The organism is Rahnella inusitata, assembly GCF_003263515.1.
Taxonomy (GTDB): Bacteria; Pseudomonadota; Gammaproteobacteria; order Enterobacterales; family Enterobacteriaceae; genus Rahnella; species Rahnella inusitata.
The window spans coordinates 18,736-42,893 of sequence record NZ_JYDE01000033.1 but is presented as its reverse complement, the minus strand read 5'-3'; the positions used below and the strand labels follow the sequence as shown (position 1 = coordinate 42,893).

General features: G+C 52.8%; 21 protein-coding genes. 7 read left to right on the top strand and 14 right to left on the bottom strand.

The annotated features are described in order from the left end of the window. Positions 1 to 176 precede the first annotated feature (176 nt). A complete protein-coding gene (gene ydiK, locus TU92_RS18230; protein WP_112168600.1) occupies positions 177 to 1,274 on the top strand; it encodes an AI-2E family transporter YdiK in 1,098 nt (365 codons plus the stop codon). 421 nt (positions 1,275 to 1,695) lie between these two features. Here ydiK and ppsA read toward each other — a convergent pair whose 3' ends face one another. After that, on the bottom strand, positions 1,696 to 4,071 hold the full coding sequence (ppsA, locus tag TU92_RS18225; protein WP_112168599.1) for a phosphoenolpyruvate synthase: 2,376 nt from the start codon (positions 4,069 to 4,071) through the stop codon (positions 1,696 to 1,698). Positions 4,072 to 4,581: 510 nt separating this feature from the next. On the opposite strand from ppsA, the gene ppsR reads away from it, so the two are divergent. From ppsR to TU92_RS18195, 6 genes are all read left to right on the top strand, one after another. Further along, a complete protein-coding gene (ppsR, locus tag TU92_RS18220) occupies positions 4,582 to 5,403 on the top strand; it encodes a posphoenolpyruvate synthetase regulatory kinase/phosphorylase PpsR (RefSeq protein ID WP_112168598.1) in 822 nt (273 codons plus the stop codon). 127 nt (positions 5,404 to 5,530) lie between these two features. Further along, positions 5,531 to 6,577: a 3-deoxy-7-phosphoheptulonate synthase gene (locus TU92_RS18215; RefSeq protein ID WP_112168597.1), complete on the top strand. Its 1,047-nt coding sequence runs from the start codon at positions 5,531 to 5,533 to the stop codon at positions 6,575 to 6,577. 358 nt (positions 6,578 to 6,935) lie between these two features. Beyond that, complete coding sequence (locus tag TU92_RS18210; protein ID WP_112168596.1) at positions 6,936 to 7,970, top strand: hemin-degrading factor; 1,035 nt, start codon at positions 6,936 to 6,938, stop codon at positions 7,968 to 7,970. Then, complete coding sequence (locus TU92_RS18205; RefSeq protein WP_112168595.1) at positions 7,967 to 8,797, top strand: heme/hemin ABC transporter substrate-binding protein; 831 nt, start codon at positions 7,967 to 7,969, stop codon at positions 8,795 to 8,797. Before TU92_RS18210 ends, TU92_RS18205 begins: the two co-directional genes overlap by 4 nt. Positions 8,798 to 8,814: 17 nt before the next feature. Continuing rightward, complete coding sequence (locus tag TU92_RS18200) at positions 8,815 to 9,822, top strand: FecCD family ABC transporter permease (RefSeq protein WP_112168610.1); 1,008 nt, start codon at positions 8,815 to 8,817, stop codon at positions 9,820 to 9,822. After that, positions 9,815 to 10,603 carry a heme ABC transporter ATP-binding protein gene (locus TU92_RS18195; RefSeq protein ID WP_112168594.1) on the top strand — a complete coding sequence of 263 codons (789 nt, stop codon included), beginning with the start codon at positions 9,815 to 9,817 and terminating at the stop codon, positions 10,601 to 10,603. The genes TU92_RS18200 and TU92_RS18195 overlap by 8 nt, the downstream gene beginning before the upstream one ends. A gap of 53 nt (positions 10,604 to 10,656) precedes the next feature. Here TU92_RS18195 and TU92_RS18190 read toward each other — a convergent pair whose 3' ends face one another. The 13 genes from TU92_RS18190 to TU92_RS18130 all read right to left on the bottom strand — a co-directional run bounded on the left by TU92_RS18190 (position 10,657) and on the right by TU92_RS18130 (position 24,149). After that, positions 10,657 to 12,111 (bottom strand): protein adenylyltransferase SelO, encoded by a 1,455-nt coding sequence (locus TU92_RS18190; protein WP_112168593.1) that lies wholly within the window; start codon positions 12,109 to 12,111, stop codon positions 10,657 to 10,659. Between the two features lie 139 nt (positions 12,112 to 12,250). Beyond that, the gene (locus TU92_RS18185) at positions 12,251 to 12,979 is read right to left on the bottom strand and encodes an EAL domain-containing protein (RefSeq protein ID WP_112168592.1); all 729 of its coding nucleotides are present in this window, start codon (positions 12,977 to 12,979) and stop codon (positions 12,251 to 12,253) included. Positions 12,980 to 13,307: 328 nt separating this feature from the next. After that, positions 13,308 to 14,324 (bottom strand): lipoate--protein ligase, encoded by a 1,017-nt coding sequence (lplA, locus tag TU92_RS18180; RefSeq protein ID WP_112168591.1) that lies wholly within the window; start codon positions 14,322 to 14,324, stop codon positions 13,308 to 13,310. Positions 14,325 to 14,407: 83 nt separating this feature from the next. Further along, the gene (locus tag TU92_RS18175; protein WP_082465713.1) at positions 14,408 to 14,887 is read right to left on the bottom strand and encodes an NlpC/P60 family protein; all 480 of its coding nucleotides are present in this window, start codon (positions 14,885 to 14,887) and stop codon (positions 14,408 to 14,410) included. A gap of 157 nt (positions 14,888 to 15,044) precedes the next feature. Continuing rightward, a complete protein-coding gene (gene arnF / locus TU92_RS18170) occupies positions 15,045 to 15,434 on the bottom strand; it encodes a 4-amino-4-deoxy-L-arabinose-phosphoundecaprenol flippase subunit ArnF (RefSeq protein WP_112168590.1) in 390 nt (129 codons plus the stop codon). Beyond that, complete coding sequence (gene arnE, locus TU92_RS18165; RefSeq protein ID WP_112168589.1) at positions 15,431 to 15,763, bottom strand: 4-amino-4-deoxy-L-arabinose-phosphoundecaprenol flippase subunit ArnE; 333 nt, start codon at positions 15,761 to 15,763, stop codon at positions 15,431 to 15,433. Before arnE ends, arnF begins: the two co-directional genes overlap by 4 nt. Next, positions 15,760 to 17,430, bottom strand: a complete 1,671-nt coding sequence (arnT, locus tag TU92_RS18160; protein ID WP_112168588.1) for a lipid IV(A) 4-amino-4-deoxy-L-arabinosyltransferase — start codon at positions 17,428 to 17,430, stop codon at positions 15,760 to 15,762. Before arnT ends, arnE begins: the two co-directional genes overlap by 4 nt. Beyond that, positions 17,430 to 18,329, bottom strand: a complete 900-nt coding sequence (arnD, locus tag TU92_RS18155) for a 4-deoxy-4-formamido-L-arabinose-phosphoundecaprenol deformylase (RefSeq protein ID WP_112168587.1) — start codon at positions 18,327 to 18,329, stop codon at positions 17,430 to 17,432. Before arnD ends, arnT begins: the two co-directional genes overlap by 1 nt. A 13-nt stretch (positions 18,330 to 18,342) precedes the next feature. After that, positions 18,343 to 20,325: a bifunctional UDP-4-amino-4-deoxy-L-arabinose formyltransferase/UDP-glucuronic acid oxidase ArnA gene (gene arnA / locus TU92_RS18150; RefSeq protein WP_112168586.1), complete on the bottom strand. Its 1,983-nt coding sequence runs from the start codon at positions 20,323 to 20,325 to the stop codon at positions 18,343 to 18,345. Beyond that, positions 20,325 to 21,305 carry an undecaprenyl-phosphate 4-deoxy-4-formamido-L-arabinose transferase gene (gene arnC / locus TU92_RS18145; RefSeq protein ID WP_112168585.1) on the bottom strand — a complete coding sequence of 327 codons (981 nt, stop codon included), beginning with the start codon at positions 21,303 to 21,305 and terminating at the stop codon, positions 20,325 to 20,327. The genes arnA and arnC overlap by 1 nt, the downstream gene beginning before the upstream one ends. Further along, positions 21,305 to 22,447 (bottom strand): UDP-4-amino-4-deoxy-L-arabinose aminotransferase, encoded by a 1,143-nt coding sequence (gene arnB, locus TU92_RS18140; RefSeq protein WP_112168584.1) that lies wholly within the window; start codon positions 22,445 to 22,447, stop codon positions 21,305 to 21,307. Before arnB ends, arnC begins: the two co-directional genes overlap by 1 nt. Positions 22,448 to 22,790: 343 nt before the next feature. Continuing rightward, a complete protein-coding gene (gene btuD / locus TU92_RS18135) occupies positions 22,791 to 23,567 on the bottom strand; it encodes a vitamin B12 ABC transporter ATP-binding protein BtuD (RefSeq protein ID WP_112168583.1) in 777 nt (258 codons plus the stop codon). 30 nt (positions 23,568 to 23,597) lie between these two features. Continuing rightward, positions 23,598 to 24,149 carry a glutathione peroxidase gene (locus tag TU92_RS18130; RefSeq protein ID WP_112168582.1) on the bottom strand — a complete coding sequence of 184 codons (552 nt, stop codon included), beginning with the start codon at positions 24,147 to 24,149 and terminating at the stop codon, positions 23,598 to 23,600. Positions 24,150 to 24,158: the final 9 nt, after the last annotated feature.

The window sequence follows — 24,158 nt, the reverse complement described above, 5'->3', positions numbered from 1 at the left end:
GACGTGCCGCAAAACGCACGTTTAGCAACAACGTGTTGCAACTAAATTTGCTGCACGCTATCCAAAACCAACCGAATGTTCCATGCTTATGCATGGCACCGGCCGGAGCGCTGTGTCGCTAATTTTTTGGAGGCTCAAGGCTGATGCCTCTTCGTTTATCCTTTTGAGAAACATGAATGAATCTCCCAATTAAACGTTATGACTTACCGCAAATTATGTTTGGGGTGCTGTTTATTGCGCTGATGACTATCGCCAGTATCTGGATAGTGCAGCCCTTTATTTTGGGCTTTGCCTGGGCGGGCATGGTGGTCATTGCCACCTGGCCGCTGATGATCAAACTACAGCGCATTATGTGGGGACGACGCTTCCTTGCCGTCATCGTCATGACGCTGTTACTGATCTTGCTCTTCGTATTGCCCATCGCTTTACTGGTCAGCAGCGCAATCGAGAATGGCGCGCCGCTGGTGGCTCTTGCAGGAAATCCATCGACCTTACACATGCCGGATTTTCACTGGCTGAACTCGATTCCGCTGGTCGGCCACAAGCTCTATTCCGGCTGGCACGCGCTGATCAACGGTGGCGGAAATGTTCTGATGACTAAGGTTCAGCCTTACGTCGGACAAACGGCATCGTGGTTCCTGACACAGGCCGGGCATCTGGGTCGCTTTATCGTCCACTGTTCGCTGATGCTGTTATTCAGCGCCTTGCTGTACAGCCGTGGTGAGCAGGTTGCGATGGGGATACGTCACTTCGCCGTTCGTCTGGCCGCTGAACGTGGTGATGCGGCGGTGATCCTTGCCGGTCAGGCGATTCGCGCCGTGGCTCTGGGTGTGGTCGTGACAGCCATTGTGCAATCGGTTCTCGGCGGCATCGGGTTGGCCATTGCCGGCATCCCTTATGCCACCGTATTGACCGTGGTGATGTTCGTTTGCTGCGTGGCACAAATTGGCCCATTGCTGGTGCTTATCCCGGCCATTATCTGGCTGTACTGGTCCGGTGATAATACCTGGGGCACCGTACTGCTGGTATGGAGTTGCGTGGTTGGTTCTCTTGATAATGTGCTGCGACCAGTGCTTATCCGCATGGGTGCTGATTTACCCATGCTGCTTATCCTCTCCGGCGTTATCGGTGGGCTGTTTGCTTTCGGAATGATAGGTCTGTTTATCGGCCCGGTCGTCCTCGCTGTGTCTTACCGCCTGATTTCACTGTGGGTGCACGAAGCGCCGGAGCCTGAATCAGACCCGGTAGAAGCGCTAAAAGCTCTCGAAGATTAATCATTCAGTCCCTTTATAAACGCCCGGTGTACTCTCAGACAAATAAAAGAGAAGACACCGGGCGTTATTATTCCTTTTAAATTTCTGCCCCGCCGCTCGTCTCGTAAAAAATTCAAGAGTTATTCAGGTGAGAATAAAACCTATTAGGAGGATTCTTACAGACTAAATACCTTGAGAAACCTAGTATTATTAACAGTTCGGATTTCAACCCACTGATATATATACACGCTTTCCCCTAAAGCATGTATACCCCAAATTGCTGTGTGTAGTCTTTGCCTGTCTTCGAGACGGGCTTTTTTTTATCTAAAATTTCCCTCTGTGTAATTCTAATCTCAACAGTACGTCTCGCATTTTGTGCCATAAAAAAGCCATCGTTTTTACACGATGGCTTTCAGAATATTTAAATTATGGCGTTAAGATTTTATTTTTCTGCCAGTGCAAGCCAGGTTTGCACCACTGTATCCGGGTTCAGGGACAAGCTGTCTATCCCTTCATCCATCAGCCATTGGGCGAAGTCCTGATGATCGGACGGACCCTGGCCGCAAATACCGACGTATTTACCCTGTTTCTTGGCGGCCTTGATCGCCATCGACAGGAGGGCTTTCACGGCTTCGTTGCGCTCGTCAAAGAGTTCAGACACCACGCCTGAGTCACGATCGAGACCGAGCGCCAGTTGCGTCATGTCGTTTGAACCGATAGAGAATCCGTCAAAGTGCTCAAGGAATTGATCCGCCAGCAGCGCATTGGATGGGATCTCACACATCATGATTACCTTTAGGCCGTTCTCACCGCGTTTCAGCCCCTGACGTGCCAATTCGGCCACCACAGCTTCCGCCTGTGCCACGGTACGCACGAACGGGATCATGACTTCAACATTGGTCAGGTCCATGTCATTACGGACCCGTTTCATCGCCTCACATTCCAGCGCAAAGCAATCGCGGAAGCTGTCAGAGACGTAACGTCCCGCACCACGGAAACCGAGCATCGGGTTTTCTTCATGCGGTTCATACTTCTCGCCACCGACCAGATTGGCATACTCATTAGATTTAAAATCTGACAATCGCACAATGACGCGTTTAGGCCAAAAAGCTGCACCCAGTGTCGCAATCCCTTCAGTCAGGCGCGCGACATAGTATTCGCGCGGGCTGTCGTAACCCTGAATCAATTTGCTGATTTCGGCCTTTAACTCAGGTGTTTGCTGGTCAAACTCCAGCAACGCTTTAGGATGCACACCAATCATGCGGTTAATGATGAACTCCAGACGCGCCAGCCCGACACCTTCATTAGGCAAACAGGCGAAATCAAAGGCGCGATCAGGATTACCGATATTCATCATGATTTTCAGTGGCAATTTTGGCAGTTCATTGACTTCAGAACTTTGCACCGTAAAGTCCAGTTCATCCTGATAGACGTAACCGGTATCCCCTTCAGAGCAAGACACAGTGACTTTTTGGTTTTCCTTGAGTTTTTCTGTTGCATCGCCGCAGCCCACCACTGCCGGGATCCCCAGTTCACGGGCAATAATCGCGGCGTGACAGGTACGTCCACCACGGTTTGTCACAATCGCCGATGCTTTTTTCATGATCGGTTCCCAGTCCGGATCGGTCATGTCAGTCACCAGCACATCTCCGGCTTTAACGTGATGCATTTCGCTGATGTCATGAATGATTTTGACCGGCCCGGCACCGATGCGATGACCAATTGCACGGCCTTCCACCAGAACTTGGCTGCTGCCGTTGAGCTGGTAGCGCTCCATGACCTGACCGTTTGAACGAACGGTCTCTGGCCGCGCCTGCACGATGTACAACTTACCGTTATGACCGTCCTTCGCCCATTCGATATCCATCGGGCGACCGTAGTGTTTTTCGATAAGCAATGCCTGACGCGCCAGTGCCTGAATTTCGTCATCGGTCAGCGAGAATTGCGTGCTGAGTTCTGCGGGTACATCTTCAATCTGTACCTGTTTGCCATGTTCCTGACTCGGCGCGTACACCATACGGATTTTCTTGGAACCCATAGTGCGGCGCACGATCGCCGGTTTGTTTTTGGCAAGCGTCGGTTTGTGCACGTAGAACTCATCCGGGTTTACTGCGCCCTGCACAACCATTTCGCCCAGACCGTAGGCTGAGGTGATAAAGACCACCTGATCAAAACCGGATTCGGTATCAATGGTGAACATCACCCCCGCGGCCGCAAGATCGGAACGCACCATGCGCTGGATACCGGCCGAGAGTGCCACGCCGCGATGGTCATAGCCCTGATGCACACGATAGGAAATCGCACGGTCATTGAATAAAGAGGCATACACGTGTTTCACGGCAATCAGTACCGCATCAAAGCCCTGTACGTTCAGGAAAGTTTCCTGCTGCCCGGCGAAGGATGCATCGGGCATATCTTCGGCAGTGGCAGAAGATCGCACGGCAAAGGAAGCATCTGGTTCACCTTCCGAAAGCTGCTGATACGCCTCGCGGATTGACACTTCCAGTTCAGGCTGGAAAGGCGTCTCGATGATCCACTGCCGAATTTGCGCCCCCGCCTGCGTCAGTTGAGCGATATCATCGACGTCGGTTTTATCCAGCAACTCATGAATACGATGGTTAACACCACTTTGATCAAGAAAATCATTAAACGCCTGAGAAGTGGTGGCAAAACCGTTAGGGACAGAAACCCCTAACTCAGACAAATTAGTGATCATTTCCCCGAGGGATGCGTTCTTGCCCCCGACTTTATCAACGTCGTTCATACCCAGTTGGTTGTACCAGATAACATTGCGTAAATCGGGATCGAGATGAGCCATGAAACAATCCTTTCTTAATATTCAGTAGGAGAGCAGAGAGTCGTAATTCAGTCACAGTCAAATGACTTAATGTCCTTTAACTGCATGTCCTTTCAAACACGCGGTCATTTCGAGACTAGCATATTGATCCATAAGAGCAGGACAGGTGAATCGTTCCAGCAAATCAAACTATTTTTGTTTAGGAAAATTCCAGAGTGTCTTTAGGCTTTCTTCCTGTAAAAAACCTATAACCCCTTATGAATCAGCGATGAATAACAGGACATTTCGTTATATACACTACGCTACCAGAGAAGCTGACGCGCTGCTGAAGCAAATCAAAAAGGTGCGGAATAACGCGAAAAAATTAAAATCCCATTTCATTTATTACAGTCATTTTGCGCAGTATCTCGCAGCAATGAATTTAAGAATGCCCATCCGTTGAAATAGCCTTTTTATTTAGTGAAATTCTGGTTATTACTAAACAGGTTCCCGGTAGGGATAAGGCAAACAGAAAGAAATCAGGAGCGGTTTGTGGACAGATGTGTGTTTTACATTTCCGACGGCACGGCAATTACGGCGGAAGTTTTAGGCCATGCCGTGTTGTCACAATTTCCGGTGAATGCGACGACCTATTCCCTGCCCTTTGTAGAAAGTGAAGCACGGGCGAAAACGGTCGTTCAGCAGATCAATGACATATTTGAAAAATCCGGCGATCGCCCTTTGGTGTTCTATTCCATCGTTTCGCCCGATATTCGCAACATCATCAAAGCCAGCGAAGGGTTTTGTCAGGACATCGTTCAGTCGCTGGTCGCACCGCTGCAAAATGAGCTCGGCGTAGAACCGACGCCCATTGCCAACCGTACACACGGACTGACCGCCAGCAATATCACCAAATACGATGCCCGTATCGCCGCCATTGATTACACGCTGGCGCATGACGATGGCATTTCGCTGCGTAATCTCGATCAGGCGCAAGTCATTTTGCTCGGCGTTTCCCGCTGCGGGAAAACACCGACCAGCCTTTATCTGGCGCTACAGTTTGGTATCCGCGCGGCAAACTACCCTTTCACTGCCGATGATATGGATAACATCCAGCTGCCCGCGGCCCTGAAACCTCATATGCACAAGCTATTCGGACTGACGATTGACCCCGAACGCCTGACGGCGATCCGCCAGGAGCGTGTAGAAAATAGCCGTTATGCCTCACTGCGCCAGTGTCGGATGGAAGTCTCTGAAGTGGAGGCACTTTTCCGCAAAAATCAGATCCGCTATCTCAACAGCACAAATTATTCCGTGGAAGAGATTGCCGCAAAGATTATGGACAGTTTCGGCATGAGCCGGCGCATGTTCTGACCCTTTTGCTGATGTGAGTGGCATAACCTGCCAACAGTGGTTGAATTCATCTGTTTTTGCGTTATTGTGATCGCCATCACTTCCCGGTATTCCTGCCGCAGAGAAGAATCAAATTTTAGAGAGCACCATGTCACAAACAGATGAGCTGCGTACGACGCGCATCGACAGCCTGATTACGCCTCAGGCACTGGCAGATAAACTGCCAATATCCCCGTCGGTCGCCCAACACGTGATGGCATCACGTAAACGTATTGAAAAAATAATTACCGGTGAAGACCCGCGCCTGCTGGTGGTCATCGGCCCTTGCTCGATTCACGATATTGAAGCTGCTATTGATTACGCCGGAAAGCTGAATGTGCTGCGTGAAAAATATCAGGATCGTCTTGAAATCGTGATGCGTACCTATTTCGAGAAACCCCGCACCGTGGTTGGCTGGAAAGGCCTGATTTCAGATCCCGAACTTAACGGTTCATGTCGCGTTAATGACGGTATCGAGCTGGCGCGCAAGGTTCTGCTGGCGGTCAATCAGTTGGGTATTCCGACGGCGACCGAATTCCTGGATATGGTCATCGGCCAGTACATCGCTGATCTGATCAGCTGGGGCGCTATCGGCGCGCGTACTACGGAGAGCCAGATCCACCGTGAAATGGCGTCTGCATTGTCCTGCCCGGTTGGCTTTAAAAACGGCACTGACGGCAATACACGTATCGCGATTGATGCCATGCGCTCTTCACGCACCAGCCATATGTTCCTGTCACCGGATAAAAACGGTCAGATGACGATTTACCGCACTGCCGGTAACCCGTATGGTCATGTGATCATGCGCGGCGGTAAGAAACCAAATTATCACGCTGAAGACCTGGAACAGGCTTGCCTGAATCTGGCAGAGTTTGACCTGCCACAGCGGCTGGTGGTCGATTTCAGCCACGGTAACTGTCAGAAGCAACACAAACGTCAGCTGGATGTGGCCGCCGATATTTGCGAGCAAATCCGCAGCGGTTCGACCGCGGTCGCGGGCATCATGGCGGAAAGTTTCCTGATTGAAGGCACACAGCCTGTCGCCGCCAGCAAACCGCTGGTCTACGGAAAATCGATCACGGACCCTTGCCTGGGCTGGGAAGACACCGAAACGCTGCTAGCGATGCTGGCAGAGGCGACAGATAGCCGGTTCTGACCGGTTGTTCTGGTGAAAACTTAAAAACACACTCTGGGCGACATTTTTGTTGCCCTTTTTTGTCCCTCTGCCTCGCTCGTCCCCGTTAATTAAAACGTCCTGCCAGCAGCAATCCCCTTCGGCTATCCCACGGTATTTACAGGGTTATTTGCCGAAAATTACATTCTGCCAACAAAAATTTTCTTGATGTGTTTCTTTAATGATTTGATAATGATTATCAAATTGATATTAATTCCCATTACCAACGCGTGGGCTAATTTGGTGCTTTGGGAATAATATTTTACAAATCATTCACATAACAGCTCAAATTTTTATCTGCCCGATGGCGGATGACATTTAAGACTACGAGGAAACAGCCATGCATCCAGTTCACTATCAGGATTACTTACAGGCCAAAGAAGCGAATCCGGGTAAATATGCCCGCGATCTGGCTGAAATTCTTGGCATCAGCGAAGCCGAATTAACGGCGTTACGCGTTTCTCACGATGCAGCAAAACTGGATGTTGATGCCCGTAGTCTGCTGGCCGCGCTGGAAAGTGTGGGTGGAACGAAATCCATTACCCGTAACGACTATGCTGTTCACGAGCAGCAAGGCCATTATACAAACCAGCATCTGAACGGACACGCCGGGTTAATTCTCAATCCACGCGCGCTGGATCTGCGCTTGTTCCTGCAACACTGGGTGCACATTTTCAGCATGACGGAATCGACTCCGCGCGGCGATCGTCACAGCATTCAGTTTTTCGATGCCCAGGGCGATGCGATGCATAAGGTCTATACCACCGATGAAACGGATATGGCGGCGTGGAATGCGTTGGTGGCTCAGTACAAAAGTGATGTTAATCCGCCGTTGCAACGGAAAGCCGTGCCGGAAAATCCGCTGGTCAACACTGCCGACACCCGTACTCTGGATGCCGAATGGCGCGCAATGACCGACGTTCATCAGTTCTTCCAGCTTCTGAAACGCCATGATGTAACCCGCCAGCAGGCTTTCAAAGCGGTCGGCGACGATCTCGCATGGCGCGTTGAAAACGGCTCTCTTACCCGTTTGCTGAATATCGCTAAAGACGATCAGAATGAGATCATGATTTTTGTTGGCAACAGAGGCTGTGTGCAGATCTTTACCGGCCAAATCGAAAAAGTGATGCCGCAGAGTGAGTGGATCAACGTCTTTAACCCGCGCTTCACGCTGCATTTGGTAGAAAGCGCCATCGCCGAAAGCTGGATCACCCGCAAGCCGACGAAAGACGGTTTCGTCACCAGCCTGGAACTGTTCGCCGCCGACGGCACTCAGATCGCACAGCTTTATGGTCAGCGTACCGAAGGCACGCCGGAGCAAACTCTGTGGCGCGAACAACTGGCGCAGCTCTCCAACGAAGGCGTTGCCGAATGAAGCACACTTTAAACGTTCTGATCGCTGCGGCATCCTTGCTGACCGCACCCGTTCTGCATGCCGCAGAAAAGCTGGTGAGCATCGGCGGTGACGTCACAGAGATCGTTTACGCGCTGGGCGCGGGCGATGAACTGGTCGCGCGCGACAGCACCAGTTTACGTCCAAAGGCGGTTCTCGCATTGCCGGATGTCGGTTATATGCGCCAGCTAAATACCGAAGGTATTCTCTCCATGCACCCGACGCTGGTGCTCAGCAGTGAGCTGGCGGAACCGTCGCTGGTGTTACAGCAAGTGGCGCAAAACGGGGTGAAAGTGATCCGCGTGCCGGGCACGGCATCTGTCGATACCGTACCGAAAAAGATCGACGTGATTGCTAAGGCACTGAACCGTCAGGCCGAAGGTGAAAAGCTGATCGCCACCTACCGCACGCAACTTGCAGCCATTAAGCACGAAACCTTGCCGGTCAAAATGTTATTCGTGATGAGTCACGGCGGTATGAATTCCATGGCCGCAGGTCAGGATACGGCAGCAGATGCGATGATAACCTCCGTGGGCGCTAAAAATGCCATGCAGGGGTTCAGCCGCTATCGTCCCCTTTCACAAGAAGGTGTGATCGCCAGTGCGCCGGACATCCTGCTGCTGACCGCTGACGGAATTAAAACCCTGGGTGGTATGGATCAGGTGTGGAAATTACCGGGCGTGGCGATGACGCCAGCGGGTAAAAACAAGCGCGTTCTGGTGCTGGATGATATGTCGCTGCTTGGCTTTGGATTGCAAACTCCGGCAGTGATGGCGCAACTTCGTCAGGCAGCGGAAAGCGTGAAATGAGCAGCATGAGCCCCCCAATGCCATCACGTCGGCGCTCACCGGTTTGGGCGCTGACGGGTCTCGGCGGAGCTCTGCTGTTGCTGGCCATTCTGGCGGCGAATACCGGCGCAATGTCCCTTTCGCTGCGAACGCTGATGGGCTTGCCGCTCAACGACGGCTTATGGCAGGTCTGGCTGACCGTGCGCCTGCCCCGCGTATTGCTGGCGGTGGTGGTCGGCTGCGCGCTGGCCAGCTCCGGCGCGGTGATGCAAGGATTGTTCCGCAATCCGCTGGCCGACCCCGGATTACTGGGGATAAGCTCCGGCGCGGCGCTGGCAGTGGCGCTGACCATTGTGATGCCATTCTCCCTGCCGCCGTTGCTGGCGCTTTACAGCCATATGATCAGCGCCTTTGTCGGCAGTCTCGCCATTTCACTGATCGTCTTCACGCTGAGCCGTTTCGGACACGGCGGATTATCACGTCTTCTGCTGGCGGGAATTGCTATTAATGCACTGTGCGGCGCGGCGGTTGGCGTGCTGACTTATATCAGCGACGATCAGCAGCTGCGTCAGTTCTCCCTGTGGAGTATGGGTAGCCTCGGGCAGGCGCAATGGCCGACGCTGGCTGTCGCTTCCTCCCTTATTTTGCCAGCCTGCATCGCGACGTTCTTTATGTCCCGACGCCTGAATATTCTGCAACTGGGCGAAGAGGATGCGCACTATCTTGGCGTCAATGTCCGCCGTACACAGTTGCAGTTACTGCTGCTGAGTGCTCTGCTGGTCGGGGCTGCGGTGGCGGTATCGGGCGTGATTGGCTTTATCGGTCTGGTGATCCCGCATTTGCTGCGCATGCGCATCGGCGCCGATCACCGCTGGTTGTTACCGGGTTCGGCGATGGCAGGAGCCTGTCTGTTGCTGTTAGCCGATACGCTGGCGCGCACGCTGGTGGCTCCGGCGGAAATGCCGGTCGGTCTTATCACCAGCATCATCGGCGGCCCTTATTTTTTATGGCTGATCCTGCGTCCGGGAGTGCCACGTAATGTCTGAACTATCTTCGTCCCTGATCGCAGAAAACCTGGTGTATTCCGTTGAAGGACGCAGGCTGATTGATGATGTCTCGGTCAGCTTGCACAGTGGTGAAATGGTGGCGCTGATTGGCCCGAACGGCGCAGGGAAATCCACGCTGATGCGTATGCTCACCGGCTTTCTGGCGCCGCAAAAAGGGCATTGCTTACTCCAGGGTAAACCGCTGACCGAATGGCCTGCGCAGGAACTGGCGCGTACCCGGGCGGTGATGCGCCAGAACAGTACGCTGGCTTTCGGGTTTAGCGTGCGGGAAGTGCTGAGGCTCGGACGTTCACCGCACGGCCAGCTGAATATGCAACATGCACTGGCCGAAGTCATGACGCAAACCGGGTGTCTGAATCTGGCAGATCGTGATTACCGGCATCTTTCCGGCGGCGAACAGCAGCGCGTCCAGCTGGCTCGCGTGTTGATCCAACTGTGGCAGCCGGAACCTTCGCCACGCTGGCTGTTTCTGGATGAACCAACGTCTGCGCTGGATTTGTATCATCAGCAACATGCTTTGCGTCTGTTACGTCAGTTAACGCAAGAGACGCCACTTTCGGTGTGCTGCGTACTCCACGATCTGAATCTGGCGGCGCTGTATGCCGACCGGATTATTCTGCTGCACAGCGGGAGAGTGGTCGCCAGCGGGACGCCGGCTGAGGTGTTAAATGAAGAGACGCTAAGCCGCTGGTATCAGGCTGATCTGAACGTTTGCGCCCACCCTGAAACCGAATTACCCCAGGTGTTCCTGCGCCAATAACACTCCACGTTAAAACTGCGCCACAGGGGATCCCCTCTGTGGCGCAAAGTGGCTCAGCTTGAGCAGGAAATTTCCAGATGTTTACCCCAGTCTGGCGGCAGAGCGGCCAGAGAGTCGTAGTGAGGATTATCGCTGTACGGGTCACAGAGTGCCTGATGTAATTGCGTCAGCGCACTGATGTCGTCCACTTCGGCTTTTTCGATCGCCTGCTGAGCCAGATAATTACGCAAAATAATGCGCGGATTACTCTGTTTCATCGCCTGCTGACGCGTTGCGTCGTCCACGTCTTCTTCCTGCAACCGCTGGCGATAATCCTGGTACCAGCTGTCAAACGCTGCGCGATCGATGAATTCATCGCGCAGCGGCGAACTGGCCTGTTGCTGTTCGACCTCACTTAGCATGCGGAAGGTCCGGGTGAAATCCCGCCCCTCTTTCGCCATCAGGCTCAGTAATCCGGTCAGCAAATTGTTGTCTTGCTTATTTTCGCTGAAAAAGCCCAGTTTGCCGCGCATCAGCGTGCCGTAAGCTTTCATCAGCGCAGGCTCATACTCGCCCAGCGCCGCCTGTAACTGTTCGGTGCTCATCAGGCCGGAAAGCGTCTGCGCCAGGCGATGCAGGTTCCAGTAGGCCACCGCAGGCTGATTATCGTAACTGTAGCGTCCCTGATGGTCAGAGTGGTTGCAGATATAACCCGGCTGATAATCATCGAGAAATCCGTACGGGCCGTAATCCATCGTCAGGCCGAGGATCGACATATTGTCAGTATTCATTACGCCGTGCGCGAACCCGACGCTCTGCCACTGTGCAATCATCTTTGCCGTACGTTCAACCACCTCGGTGAACCACCGCTGATACCGCTGCGCCTCCAGCGGTTCGCTTTCCAGCAGCTGCGGCCAGTGATGCGCGATGACGTAATCTGCCAGTTGCTTCACTTGCTCAGGTTGTTTGCGATAATAAAAATGCTCAAAGTGACCGAAGCGGATATGGCTTTCGGCAATGCGCATCAGCATTGCGCCGCGCTCGGGTTGTTCGCGAAATACCGGCTGATCGCTGGTCACGATAGTCAGCGCGCGCGTCGTCGGTATGGCTAAATGGTGCAGCGCTTCGGAAGCCAGAAACTCTCGCACTACAGAACGCAGTACCGCGCGGCCATCGCCCATGCGTGAGTAAGGCGTCAGCCCCGCGCCTTTGAGATGCCAGTCAACCCGTTTACCCTCAGGCAACACCTGTTCGCCGAGCAGAATACCGCGCCCGTCGCCCAGTTGCCCTGCCCACTGGCCAAACTGATGTCCGCTGTAAACCTGCGCCAGCGGTAACATACCGGGGAAAAATTTTTCGCCACACCAGAATTCCCGATGATCATGATCGAAAAGCGTTTCATCGAGACCCAGTTCCTGCGCCAGCGGTGCGCTGTGATAAAGAAGCCGTGCGCCCTTAAGCGGCGTCGGTTGCAGTGCGGTATAAAATCCGCCGAGCTGGTCGGCGTAGTGATGTTCGAATAGCGGCATAAATCCCCCTTTTCTTAAGTGTAGAGCCGCGCCGCCGTGATTAACACGGAGCAACAGCAGGGAGATAGGAGGCGATTAACAAAAATCCCGACACAGCGCAGGCTGACCGGGATTAGGAGACATTAAGTGAAACGCCCGATTAATGAAATTGGACAGGCCTGACAAGCAGGCTGTCGAGTTGCTCAGGGTCGACGCCCGGCCACAGCAGGCCTTTTAGCCCCTGAACATCTTTCTTAAGCAGGGCGTCAAAATAGTCCTGATTATCAAGGCCATCCACCACAATATTTCGGCAAAAACGGTTCACATTTCTCAGTAATGAAGGCATTACGATGGAGAAATGCTCCCCTTCGTATAATTGCCAGAACAGATTTTTATCCAGTTTCACGCACTGAAAAAGATGGTCAAAAATGGGCGCCATGTTGACGTTGCCTGAACCGAAATTATCCAACCAAAGGGTAAAATGCTTTTTCAGCGCCATTAACTGCTGATTATTGCGACCATCAGAAAGCTGCGGAAATGACTCATTGAGATTGAGCTGGACAAAATCATGGGTTTTGAAGGCATCGCGCAGGATTTCATCTTCCAGCAAAATCGCTACCAGTCTTTCTTCGACGCCGATATTCAATATCACCTGATTGTCACTAAACCATTGTGCATGCTCAGCCGCCCAAAGCTGTTGTTCATTGAGAAAACGAAACAACTGAGCCTGAGACAGCAGGTTTAAAACCAGTTCTGTCGGCATGGTTAACTTGCTGTCTGTGCTGGAAAAGCGACAAATTAATTCAATCGCCAGCAATTTCCCCTCAACGGAGTAAATCGGCTGACACAGAAAGCTGCTGTTAAAGGCCGTATCGAATTGTATTTTCATTATTTTCCAAAACTCAACGGCACTACGAGGTGACTCAGGCCTTTCTAATTTATCCTTCCACTGAAATGACGGAAGCCCGGGGTATCAAAGAAATATGAGGAATTGACTATCAAAATCAAGTTTAGGACTAATCTTATCGCCAGCCTCCTAAACGTGCAACTTCGGGCTTGATGCAGGGAGATTTTGCAGCAAAGAATCAGCTTCCCGCGCAATTTTTTTCGCGCAGAATATGCGAAACCCTAAACTTTTCGCTAACGGTTATAAGGTGTTGTGAAATATTGCGCAAGCCCCGGAGACCGCGCCCCCGGCGTTTCTGCGGGTTTTCAGATTATTGAACGCAACGGACCAGCCAGGTTTGCAACTCCGTTAACTCGGCACTGAGGGCCGGAAATTGTTCAATGATTTTGTTACAGGCCAATGAAACATCCTGCGCGCGGTACCGTGTTGCGGATAGCTGCTCAGCCAGCGCCAGCAAAGGTGCCGGATTGAGGCTGTCAGTGAAGATTTGTGCCCGGCTGATATTGCCCTTTTCCACATCAAAGTGGATATCCACGCCCCCCCAGACAAAGCGTTCGTTAAGTTCGTGGCTGAAAGCCGGCGCTTTACCAAAATTCCATTCCCAGCTGCTTTGTTTGGCAAACCGTTCCGAAAAACCGGGTAAATCAGGGAAAACATCTGGCGAAATGATTTCTGGTTCAACGCGCTGGCCGTACCAGTCAAAGAAGGCATCGGTGACCGCGGCGCAAATCTGGTCGTGATGAATGTCGGGCACAAATTCGTTGAGATTCGCCACCCGCGAGCGCACAGAGGTGATGCCTTTGGCCTGCAGTTTTTTGACATCGGGATTGAGATAGTTCGCCAGACGGCTGAGATCGGCATTTAGCAATAAGGTGCCGTGGTGAAAACCGCGATCGGCTGTTTCACGATAGGCGGACCCGGAAATTTTTCGCTCACCTTCGCAGGTCTGCACCACCAGATCATTGCGTCCAGATGCACTGGCATCAATCCCCAGCGCTTTAAGTGCATTCAATATGATGCCGGTAGACACACTTTTGTCGTATTCAGGTTTGCCTGCCATAAAAGTAAAACAGGTATTCCCAAGGTCGTGGAAAACCGCCCCGCCCCCGCTGCTGCGGCGAGCCAGCCGGATACCGTCCTCTTCCATCCTGCGGGTATTACATTCTTTCCACGGATTTTGCGCCTGCCCGATAACCACGGTTTCCGCATTACGCCACAGAAACAGCACGCGCTGGTCGGTGGTCATTTCGCGAAAAATACAGTCTTCGACGGCAAGATTGAACCAGGGATCGTAAGAATCGGAAAGTAATAATCTGAGAGGTGTCATCGCGTATTCATCCTGAAAAAGTCTGCCTCGATAATAACAGCAAACATCGGGATCAAATACGCGGGGAGATCAGGGAGACTCGGTCAGATGCGCCGTGCCTGCCAGTAGACTTTGCGCCAGTAGACGTTATCAAGCGAAGAACGCGTAACCCCCTGACTGGTAGATGCATGGATAAACTGATCGGCGGTGTCGTAGATACCAACGTGTAATCCGTTTTCACCGCTGCCGGTTTTAAAGAAAACCAAATCGCCGGGAAGCAGCTCATCACGGGAAACTTTCGTGCCGATTTTGGTTTGATCGGCAGTGGTGCGTGGAAGCACAACGCCAAAGCGATCGCGATAAGTACGGAAAACAAAACCGGAACAATCGACGCCGCTCGGTTGCAATCCGCCATAACGATAAGGTGCGCCATGCCACTGACTGAGCTGATCGTTAAGCTCGGCGACCACGGTAATGGAATCGGCGAAGCGGCCACTTGGCGGCGGCGCGTGGCTGCTACAGCCGTTAAGAATTAATGCGGCAACAGCCAGCAGGGAATACATGGATACGGACGACCAGCGCATAGTGCATTCCTTCTTGAATCGCGTCACGGCTGAGGCCATAACGCGAGAATTTACGCGGGCCGGATAAGTCGCCGTTATCTAAGAACTAATAGAATTTAGCGCTATTTTATCCGTCATCCAACCTTTAAATGATGATTTTTATCGTGGCCGGACCGTATCAGTGAGGATTTTTAGCCGGTTTACTGTGGATCACCCACACACCGGTGAGGATCAGCATTCCGCCAAGTGTTTTGGTTAAGCTGATGCTTTCATTGAACCAGGGCAGCGTGACGGCAGCGATGTAGACCAGCGCGTAGCTCAGACTGAGCAAGGTATAGGCACGGTTGAGCGGTAAAACGCGCAGCGCGAAGAACCAGCAGGCCATTGAAAGCGCATAGCCGCACAGCCCGAAAAACACCGCCGTCAGCGCGCTTAAGTGATTCTGTACAAAGAGAATATTGATATCAGGAAGTGAAAACCACGGGATTTGCACCATCCCCCACTTCATCAGCAGTTGCGCCATCGTCACTAACAGAACGCTGGCCCCGCCCCACAGGTATCCTTTCATAGGCTGACACTCATCAACGCGATGCCCGACATGATCAGCGCCACGCCAAACCAGTGCCGGCCATCGACCTGTTCATGGAAAAACCAGCGGGCGCAGAGCGTGATCAGGACAAAATTCAGGCTGAGCATCGGATACGCCAGGCTGAGCGGCAGAAGCTGTAAAACGCGCAGCCACAGCAGCATAGCGATGCCCAGTAACAGCACCGCCAGCGCCAGCCAGCGCAGTACACGAGCCACGCCTTTGCCCGAAAACTGTGCGGCCTGCTTCTGACAAAGCTGGCCGGCACAGGTGATCACGCTTACCGCCAACACCAGAAGGAATCCGGTCATGGCAGTTTTTTGTAGAACAACAGCGCCTGACGGTCGATAAGTACTGTTTTATCAGCAGCTGGCATTGTTGATTTGACGTGGGCATTTCGGTCAAGTCTGAGGATCACAGAAACATTTCCTTCCTGACGGGCTTTTTGCAGCCACGCAGGGAAACTGGCCGCATCAATAAAGTTATCTTTCGCATCAGGATAACTTAATCCGTACTGCAACTCGCCCTTCTCATCAAACATCAGGATATCGCTGCGTTTGAGCGCCCAGGCAATGGCAGTGGCCACGCCCACGTTATCGGTCAGCACATAACGACTGTCCTGCAACAGGCCCATATTTTTATCTAAAAAGATCTGCGGCTGTTTGGAATCCATCACTTTTTGGGGAATAGCCTGCCCGACCAACAGCGCCAACACCAGCGGGCAGGCAGCGCCCCAGTACCAGCGTTTTTTCACATTGGTGAGAGACATTGCCCCTGCCAGCGCCCATACGGCAAAGCAGAGAATACCGATCAGGGCGCGCGGTAACTCGGTGCGGGTAAAGACGGCTTTAACGTTGATCGGCAGAATACCCGATATCACCAGAACAGTGATCGCCATCAGAACACCAAAAATGATGTTAATGACACCGTTAGCCTTCAGTGCACGTAACTTTCCGGACTGACGGATCTGTTCGAGGTGATCGGCCATCAGCAAGGCCAGCGGCGCAAAGCACGGCAGAATATAGGTGGGCAGTTTCCCTTTGGCGATACTGAAGAAAATCAGCGGCATAATCGCCCAGCTCAACAGGAAAAACAGTTCCGGGCGCATAACACGTTTAGTCCATCCCTCGCGCAACGCCCCCGGCAGCAGACCCAGCCACGGCAGCGCCCCCAGAAAGAGCACCGGCAGATAGAACCAGAATGGCGCTTTGTGCTGTGCATCCGCTTCTGCAAAGCGCTGAACATGCTCAACCCAGAAGAAATAGCGCCAGTAATCCGGCTCCTGACGGGCGATGGCCAGCACCCATGGCAGGCTCAGCACAACGGCGCTGACAATCGCCAGCGGCCCCCAGCCGAACAGCGTTTTGAAACGCTTTTCGCGCCAGATAATCGGCAGAACTGCAATCACCGGCAGCGCCAGCGCGATAAAGCCTTTGGTCATGAACCCCATGCCGCAGGCCAGTCCCAATACTATCCAGCTGATGGCTTTTTGCGGCGTGCGGGAGACACGAAGACAGAAATAGCTGGCGACCATTGCGGCGGTCATCCACAGGGTGATCATCGGATCCAGCACGCTGTAGGTGCCGATACTAAACACCAGCGTGAAGGAGAGATAAATCAGCGTGGCGATGTATGCAGTCTGGCGGTTACGCCACATCAGATTGGCCAGCCAGAACACCAGCAAGGCGCTGATCAGCGTGCTGAACACGGAGCCAAAACGCACAGCAAAGTTGCTGTCGCCAAAAATCATCTGGCTAAGATTATTGAACCAGTAACCCGCCACCGGTTTTTCAAAATAGCGTAAGCCCAGCAGATGCGGCACCACCCAGTCGCCGCGCTGAAGCATTTCGCGGCTGATCTCGGCATAACGGGTTTCATCGGGTTGCCATAACAGGCGGGTATTAAGAGGAACAAGATAAACCAGTGCGAAGAACACCAGAACCAGTGTGCTCCACACGCTTTTATATGCTTTCGACATCAGGAAAAACCTTCTTGCTGACAACCTAACCAGCCTTCCCGTCCGGGGAAACTGGCGCGAATCACTTTGCCTTTTGGCAGCGTACTGAGATCTTCGGGCAATAAATCTCCCAGCGCACAGAACCTGATCCCCTGTGCCGCAGCACGGGTTAATAGCTCCTCAAACTGCACTGCCAGCGACATTCCTTCCACTTCCGCATGAATGGTGTACACCGGTACGCCTCCATCCTGCGCGATAGCGTCAAGGATAAAGTCGTTGAAGTTATCGGCGTTGATGTCCCCACCGGCCACTTCATCATAGGTCGGTAACGTCACCGGAATTTGTACCGTCCCGAGAGTGCCATTTTCCAGCACCGGCAGGAACGGATATTTCCCACGGCAATCGCTGTTGTAATAAAAATGGAACCGCTCTTTAACTTCGATAACGCGTTCATCAGCGCGCCAGCCAGCCACCGCCGAGCATTCAACATCGTGACCGAGACTTTTTTCCAGTGCGTCCAGACCCAGCTGAATTTGCTGTTGCAGCTGTTCCTCAGACCATTTGCCCACTTTCGCCTGCCAGCCCTGATGATCCCAGGCGTGCAACCCGACTTCATGGCCGCGTCTGGCGGTTTCTTTCATCAGATAACCGAGATCACGCGCAATAGGTTTACCCGGCCACGCGGTACCGGCCAGTAAGATATCCCAGCCGTAGAGTGACGCGGCATTGGAGCGCAGCATCTTCCATAAAAAGCGCGGTTTAAGCAGGCGCCATAAGTGACGCCCCATGTTGTCCGGCCCGACGCTGAAGAAGAAACTGGCGGTAATATTATGTTTTGCAAGCACTTGCAGAAGCTGAGGGACACCCTCGCGGGTGCCACTCCAGGTATCTACATCAATGCGCAGACCCACTTTCTTCATGTATGGCACCGTTTCAGGACTGACCAGATTCAGGGTTCACGGAGCGCAGGAAGAAGTCCAGCGTATCGGCAACGGTTTTATCCATGCCCACTTCCGGTTTCCAGCTCAGCAGACGACGGGCATTTTTGATGCTCGGCGTGCGGTGTTCCACGTCCTGATAGCCTTTGCCGTAATAAGTGCTGCTCTCGACCAGATTGAAACCGGCAAACGGCGGGAACTGTGCGCGCAGCGGATGCGCTTCAAAGCTCGCCAGCAGCATTTCCGCCAGTTCACGAATGCTCGCTTCGTTGGTCGGGTTACCGATGTTAATTATCTGGCCATCACACAGGTTGTCGCGGTTTTCAATGATGCGGAACAGCGCTTCGATACCGTCGTTGATGTCAGTGAAGCAACGCTTTTGTTCGCCGCCGTCCACAAGTTTGATCGGAGACCCTTCAACCAGGTTGAGGATCAGCTGCGTGATAGCGCGGGAACTGCCGATACGCGCGGCGTCGAGGTTATCCAGACGCGGCCCCATCCAGTTGAACGGACGGAACAGGGTAAACTTCAGGCCTTCTTTGACGCCATACGCCCAGATCACCCGGTCGAGCAGCTGCTTGGACACGGAGTAAATCCAGCGCTGTTTGTTGATTGGCCCGACGATCAGACGTGAGTTATCTTCATCAAACTCTTTGTCATCACACATACCGTAAACTTCGGACGTGGACGGGAAGATAATGCGTTTTTTGTATTTGACACAATCACGAACGATTTTGAGGTTTTCCTCGAAATCGAGTTCAAATACGCGCAGCGGGTTACGGGTATATTCGATTGGCGTGGCGATCGCCACCAGCGGCAGCACGACGTCACATTTTTTGATGTGATACTCGATCCACTCGGAATGAATGCTGATATCGCCTTCAACGAAGTGGAAATGCGGATTGCCCATGAAGCGGCTGATCGCGTCGGAACTGATATCCAGACCGTAGATTTCGTAACGATCTTCGCGCAGCAAACGCTCGCTGAGGTGGTTACCGATAAAGCCGTTCACACCAAGGATCAGGACGCGGGTACGGCGTTTCATCACTGCGGTTGGCAAGGTAGAAAGACGCATTTCCGGCATGATGCCCAGTTCCAGCGCCAGTCGGGAACCCTGAACGTAGAGGCCATTTTCACTCTGACCGGCCTGAATTTCCAGCGCACCCTCGCCGCAGGCGATGGTCAGCGGATGAGCAGAAAGCACGGTGCCTGGCTGTTTATCATGCTGAGTATTGAGCGGCAGCGCGCGCCATACTGTGAGTTTGCGCTGTCCGAGGTACGTGAAAGCGCCCGGATACGGCTCAGTGACGGCGCGGATCAGGTTATTAATTTCAGTTGCCGGTTTGTGCCAGTGAATTTCACCATCAGCCGCCGTGCGGCGACCAAAATAGGTCGCCTGCGCTTCATCTTGTGGCGTCAGGGTGATTTTCCCGGCTTTCATTTCCGGCAGTAAATCCGTCAGCAAATCTTTCGCAGCATCGCGCACTTTGGCATGCAGCTTCAGCGCGGTATCTTCAGCCGTAATAGCAACTTTGCGCTGGCCAACGATATCGCCCGCATCAGGACGTTTCACCATTTTATGCAGGGTCACGCCGGTTTCCGTTTCGCCATTGACCAACGCCCAGTTTACCGGCGCACGGCCACGGTAGCGCGGCAGCAGAGAACCGTGCAAATTGAAACCGCCCTGCGGCGCCAGAGACAGAATGTCTTCGCTCAGCATGTTGCGGTAGTAGAAAGAGAAAATAACATCAGGCTGCAAGGCACGAATGCGGTCAACCCACAGCGGATGATTGACGTCTTCCGGCGCGTACACCGGCAGATTTAACTCAGCGCCCTGACGGGCAACGGAGGAAAAGAACTGGTTCTCATTCGGCGCGTCCGTATGGGTAAAGACCGCCTGAACGTCATAACCGGCATCAACCAGAGCCTGCAAACCAACGCAACCAATATCATGGTAGGCAAATACAATCGCTTTCATCACTCTTCTTCCTGACTGTTTTCTTCGGAACGAACGCCGACGACTTTTTGAACGAAATAACGAGGACGTGCGCGAACATCGTTATAGATCCGCCCGATGTATTCACCGAGTAATCCCATGCCGACAAACTGCGCACCGATAAACATAAATAACAATGCAAATAGCGTAAACACGCCTTCCGCCGCCCATTCAGGGCCGTTGATAAGGCGCATCAGAATCAAGAACACCGCCAGCACAAATCCGAAGAGAGCAATCACACTGCCCACAACGCTGAGCATGCGCAACGGGGTGGTTGTCAGGCAGGTGATCAGGTCGTACATCAGATTGATAAGCTTCATCAGGCTGTATTTGGAATCACCAAATTCACGCTCGGAATGCTGAACCGGAATTTCCACGGTTTTACGCGCGAAGGTGTTGGCGAGGATAGGAATAAACGTGCTGCGCTCATGGCAATGCAGCATGGCTTCAATGATGTGGCGGCGGTACGCACGCAGCATGCAGCCGTAGTCGCCCATCGATTTACCGGTAGCCCGCTGGATCATCATGTTGATCATCTTCGACGCGGTTTTACGGAACCATGAGTCGCGACGGTTCGCACGAACGGTGCCCACGACGTCATAACCTTCATCGGCTTTAGCAACCAGACGCGGAATTTCTTCCGGCGGGTTTTGCAAATCGGCATCGAGCGTGATCACCAGATCACCGGTCACATGGCTAAAACCGGCCATGATCGCCGAGTGCTGACCATAGTTGCGGTTGAGTAAAACGGCCACGATGTGGCTGCCAGGTTGTTCTGCGGCGGCGGAAAGCATGTCGCCGGAGCTGTCCGAGCTGCCGTCATCCACCAGAATAATTTCGTATTTTTGGGTCAGTTGCTGACAAGCGGCCTGTGTACGCGATAACAACGCGGGCAGGCTTTCTTCTTCGTTATAGACCGGGATGACCACCGAGACTTTACGAATGGGTTCATAATGCGCCACTACTGCGCCTCCAAAAGGGAAAAGAGAGCTGCGACAACACGGTCAACGTCGCTGTCTTGCATATCAGGAAAAAGTGGCAGGCTGCATAAACAGGCGGAGTTCCATTCGCTGTGTGGCAGGCTGAGTTGCGGATAACGTTCGCGGTAATATTTTTGAGTATGTGCGGCACGGAAATGTAAACCGGTACCGATGCCCTGCTCTTTCAGGCGTTCCATCAACGCATCACGGCTGATGCCGCAGCGTTTTTCATCCACGCGGATCATGAACAAGTGCCAGGCGTGAAGGTGCGGATAGTCCGGCACGCTCATCGGCAAATAGGCCGAGCCTTGCAGCTTGTCGAGATAACGTTGTGCCAGTTCGGTACGGCGGGCATTCATTTCATTCAGGCGCTTCAACTGGACGACGGCAATCGAGGCGTGAATATCGGAAAGGTTGTATTTAAAGCCCGGCTCGACCACTTCTGCCTGCGGCTTGCGTCCCTGAACCTGACGGTCAAAGGCATCTACCGCCAGACCGTGGAATTTCAGTGCACGCACCTTCGCCGCCAGCTCATCGTCGTCGGTGGCAATCAGGCCACCTTCGGCGCAAGTCATGTTTTTAATGGCGTGGAAGGAAAAAATGGCCGTTCCCTGTGCGCCAATCCAGCGATCCCGGTAACGGGTACCGGCGGCGTGGGCGGCATCTTCGATCACCGCAATACCGTGCTGATTTGCCACGGCATAAATGGGGTCGAGATCCAAAGGCGCTCCGGCGTAATGCACCGGAATAATGGCTTTAGTCTTAGGCGTGATGGCAGCCGCAATGGCTTCGGCACTGACCATTAATGTGTCAGGGTCAACATCAATCATGACCGGCTCGGCACCGAGCAGAACTATCATGTTGAGGGTAGAAACCCAGGTCTGGGAAGGGGTAATGACTTCATCGCCGGGACCGATGCCCAGCGCCATCAGGGTAACGTGCATCCCGCCGGTTGCGGAACTGACCGCAATGGCATGTTTACAACCGAAAGCCGCAGAGAAATCTTGTTCAAGCTGATGTGTTTGCGGGCCGGTGGTTATCCAGCCAGAACGCAATACTTGCCCTACAGCCTCGATCTCTTCTTCGCCCATAGAGGGGCGGGAAAAAGGCAAAAAGTTTTCCATGACACTATCCCAAAAGGTAATTAGCACATACCGACTTTAGACTGCGTTTATTTAACCGTAAGTAAACACCGTCCTGAATTATGGATCTTATGATGTCGGTTTAAGCTTAATTTAACCTTAAGGATTTGCCAGTTATGTGAAGTTAAACAGAAAGTAAATAGCACAAGGATAAATAGTAAACTACGCAGTAAATTCAATAAAATCATCAGATTAAAATATATTAAGATTTTATTAAAATAATGAACTTTATTAAAAGAAGAGTGATGAGTATTTTTTATGAGCAATTAAGGGCTAACATTGGCACATTGCGGGTTTTAAATATAATTAAACTGCTATTCATTTTTTAGAAGGAAGACTTCGCCGTGGTCATTATCCACTGACGGCCTGCCAGAGAATGTATCTGAAATGTGACGTGATACACCTGTGAAAGACGCTCAACCTGCATCACATCAGCACATTCACCGGCAGCGATCACTTCCCCTGCGGACATCAGCCAGACCTGACGGGCATAGTGCAGAGTGTGATTCAAATCGTGATCGCTCATTATGACAGAACGTCCGGCGGCACATAATTCGGTCAGCAACTGATCCAGCGCCTGCTGCTGCGCCACATCAAGACTGTTCATCGGTTCATCCAGCAAGAGAATTTGCGAGTCAGGATTCACCGCCGGCCAGACCTGCAATAACACCGCTGCCAGCCGCACCCGCTGCCATTCGCCACCGGAAAGATGCGTGACCGGTTTGGCCAGTTTGTCACTAAGCTGTAACGCATCGCAAAGCCGTGTGATGGTATGTTCCAGCGCGGCGGGATCGGCGAGACGAGGCTGATGCAAAGATAAATATTGAAAAACCGGCATCAGGGATGCCGGTGTAAGTTGCTGGCAAAGCCAGGCGCGCAGTCGGGCGAGTTGAACACCGGAGAAAGCAGAAACCGGCTGGCCGTTAAACAGCACATCGCCTTTGACTTCGCCCTTGCCTTCAAACACCCCGGCCAGCCTCGCCAGCAAGGTACTTTTCCCCGCACCGTTTGGCCCGATGAGGTGAACGCGGCTGCCCGGCGCAATATTTGCGTTAAACGCCTGAAGACGCCCTTCCACACTTATCTCACGACACTCCAGCATCTGCGTTCCCTGCCCTTTTGAGGATTTAACTTATTTCGCCAGTGCGGCTTTGATGGCTTCCATCAGAATCGGATCTTCCGGTGCCATATCCGGCGCAAAGCGCTGCACCACGGTGCCGTCGCGTCCGATGAGGAATTTCTCGAAGTTCCACAGAATATTTTCTGGTTTGACCGGCTGACGGCCTTTGCTGGCCAGACGCTCGTAGAAACCGCTGGCTTCTGGTTTGACTGCTTCTGGACGGGCGGCAATCAGCGCGCTGTACAGCGGATGGCGGTGTTCGCCATTGACGTCAATCTTGCTGAACATCGGGAATTTCACGCCAAACTGCGTGGTGCAGAAGGTTTTGATTTCGTCTTCTGTGCCCGGCTCCTGTGCTCCAAACTCATTGCACGGGAAACCAAGCACTTCAAAGCCACGGTCGTGCCATGCCTGATAAATGTTTTCCAGACCTTCGTATTGCTTGGTCAGGCCGCACTGCGACGCCACATTGACCACCAGCAGTACCGAACCTTTGTAATCGCCCAGTGTTTTAGTCTGGCCATCAATGGTTTTCAGGGAGATATCAAAAATGTCATTACTCATCGTTTTTTA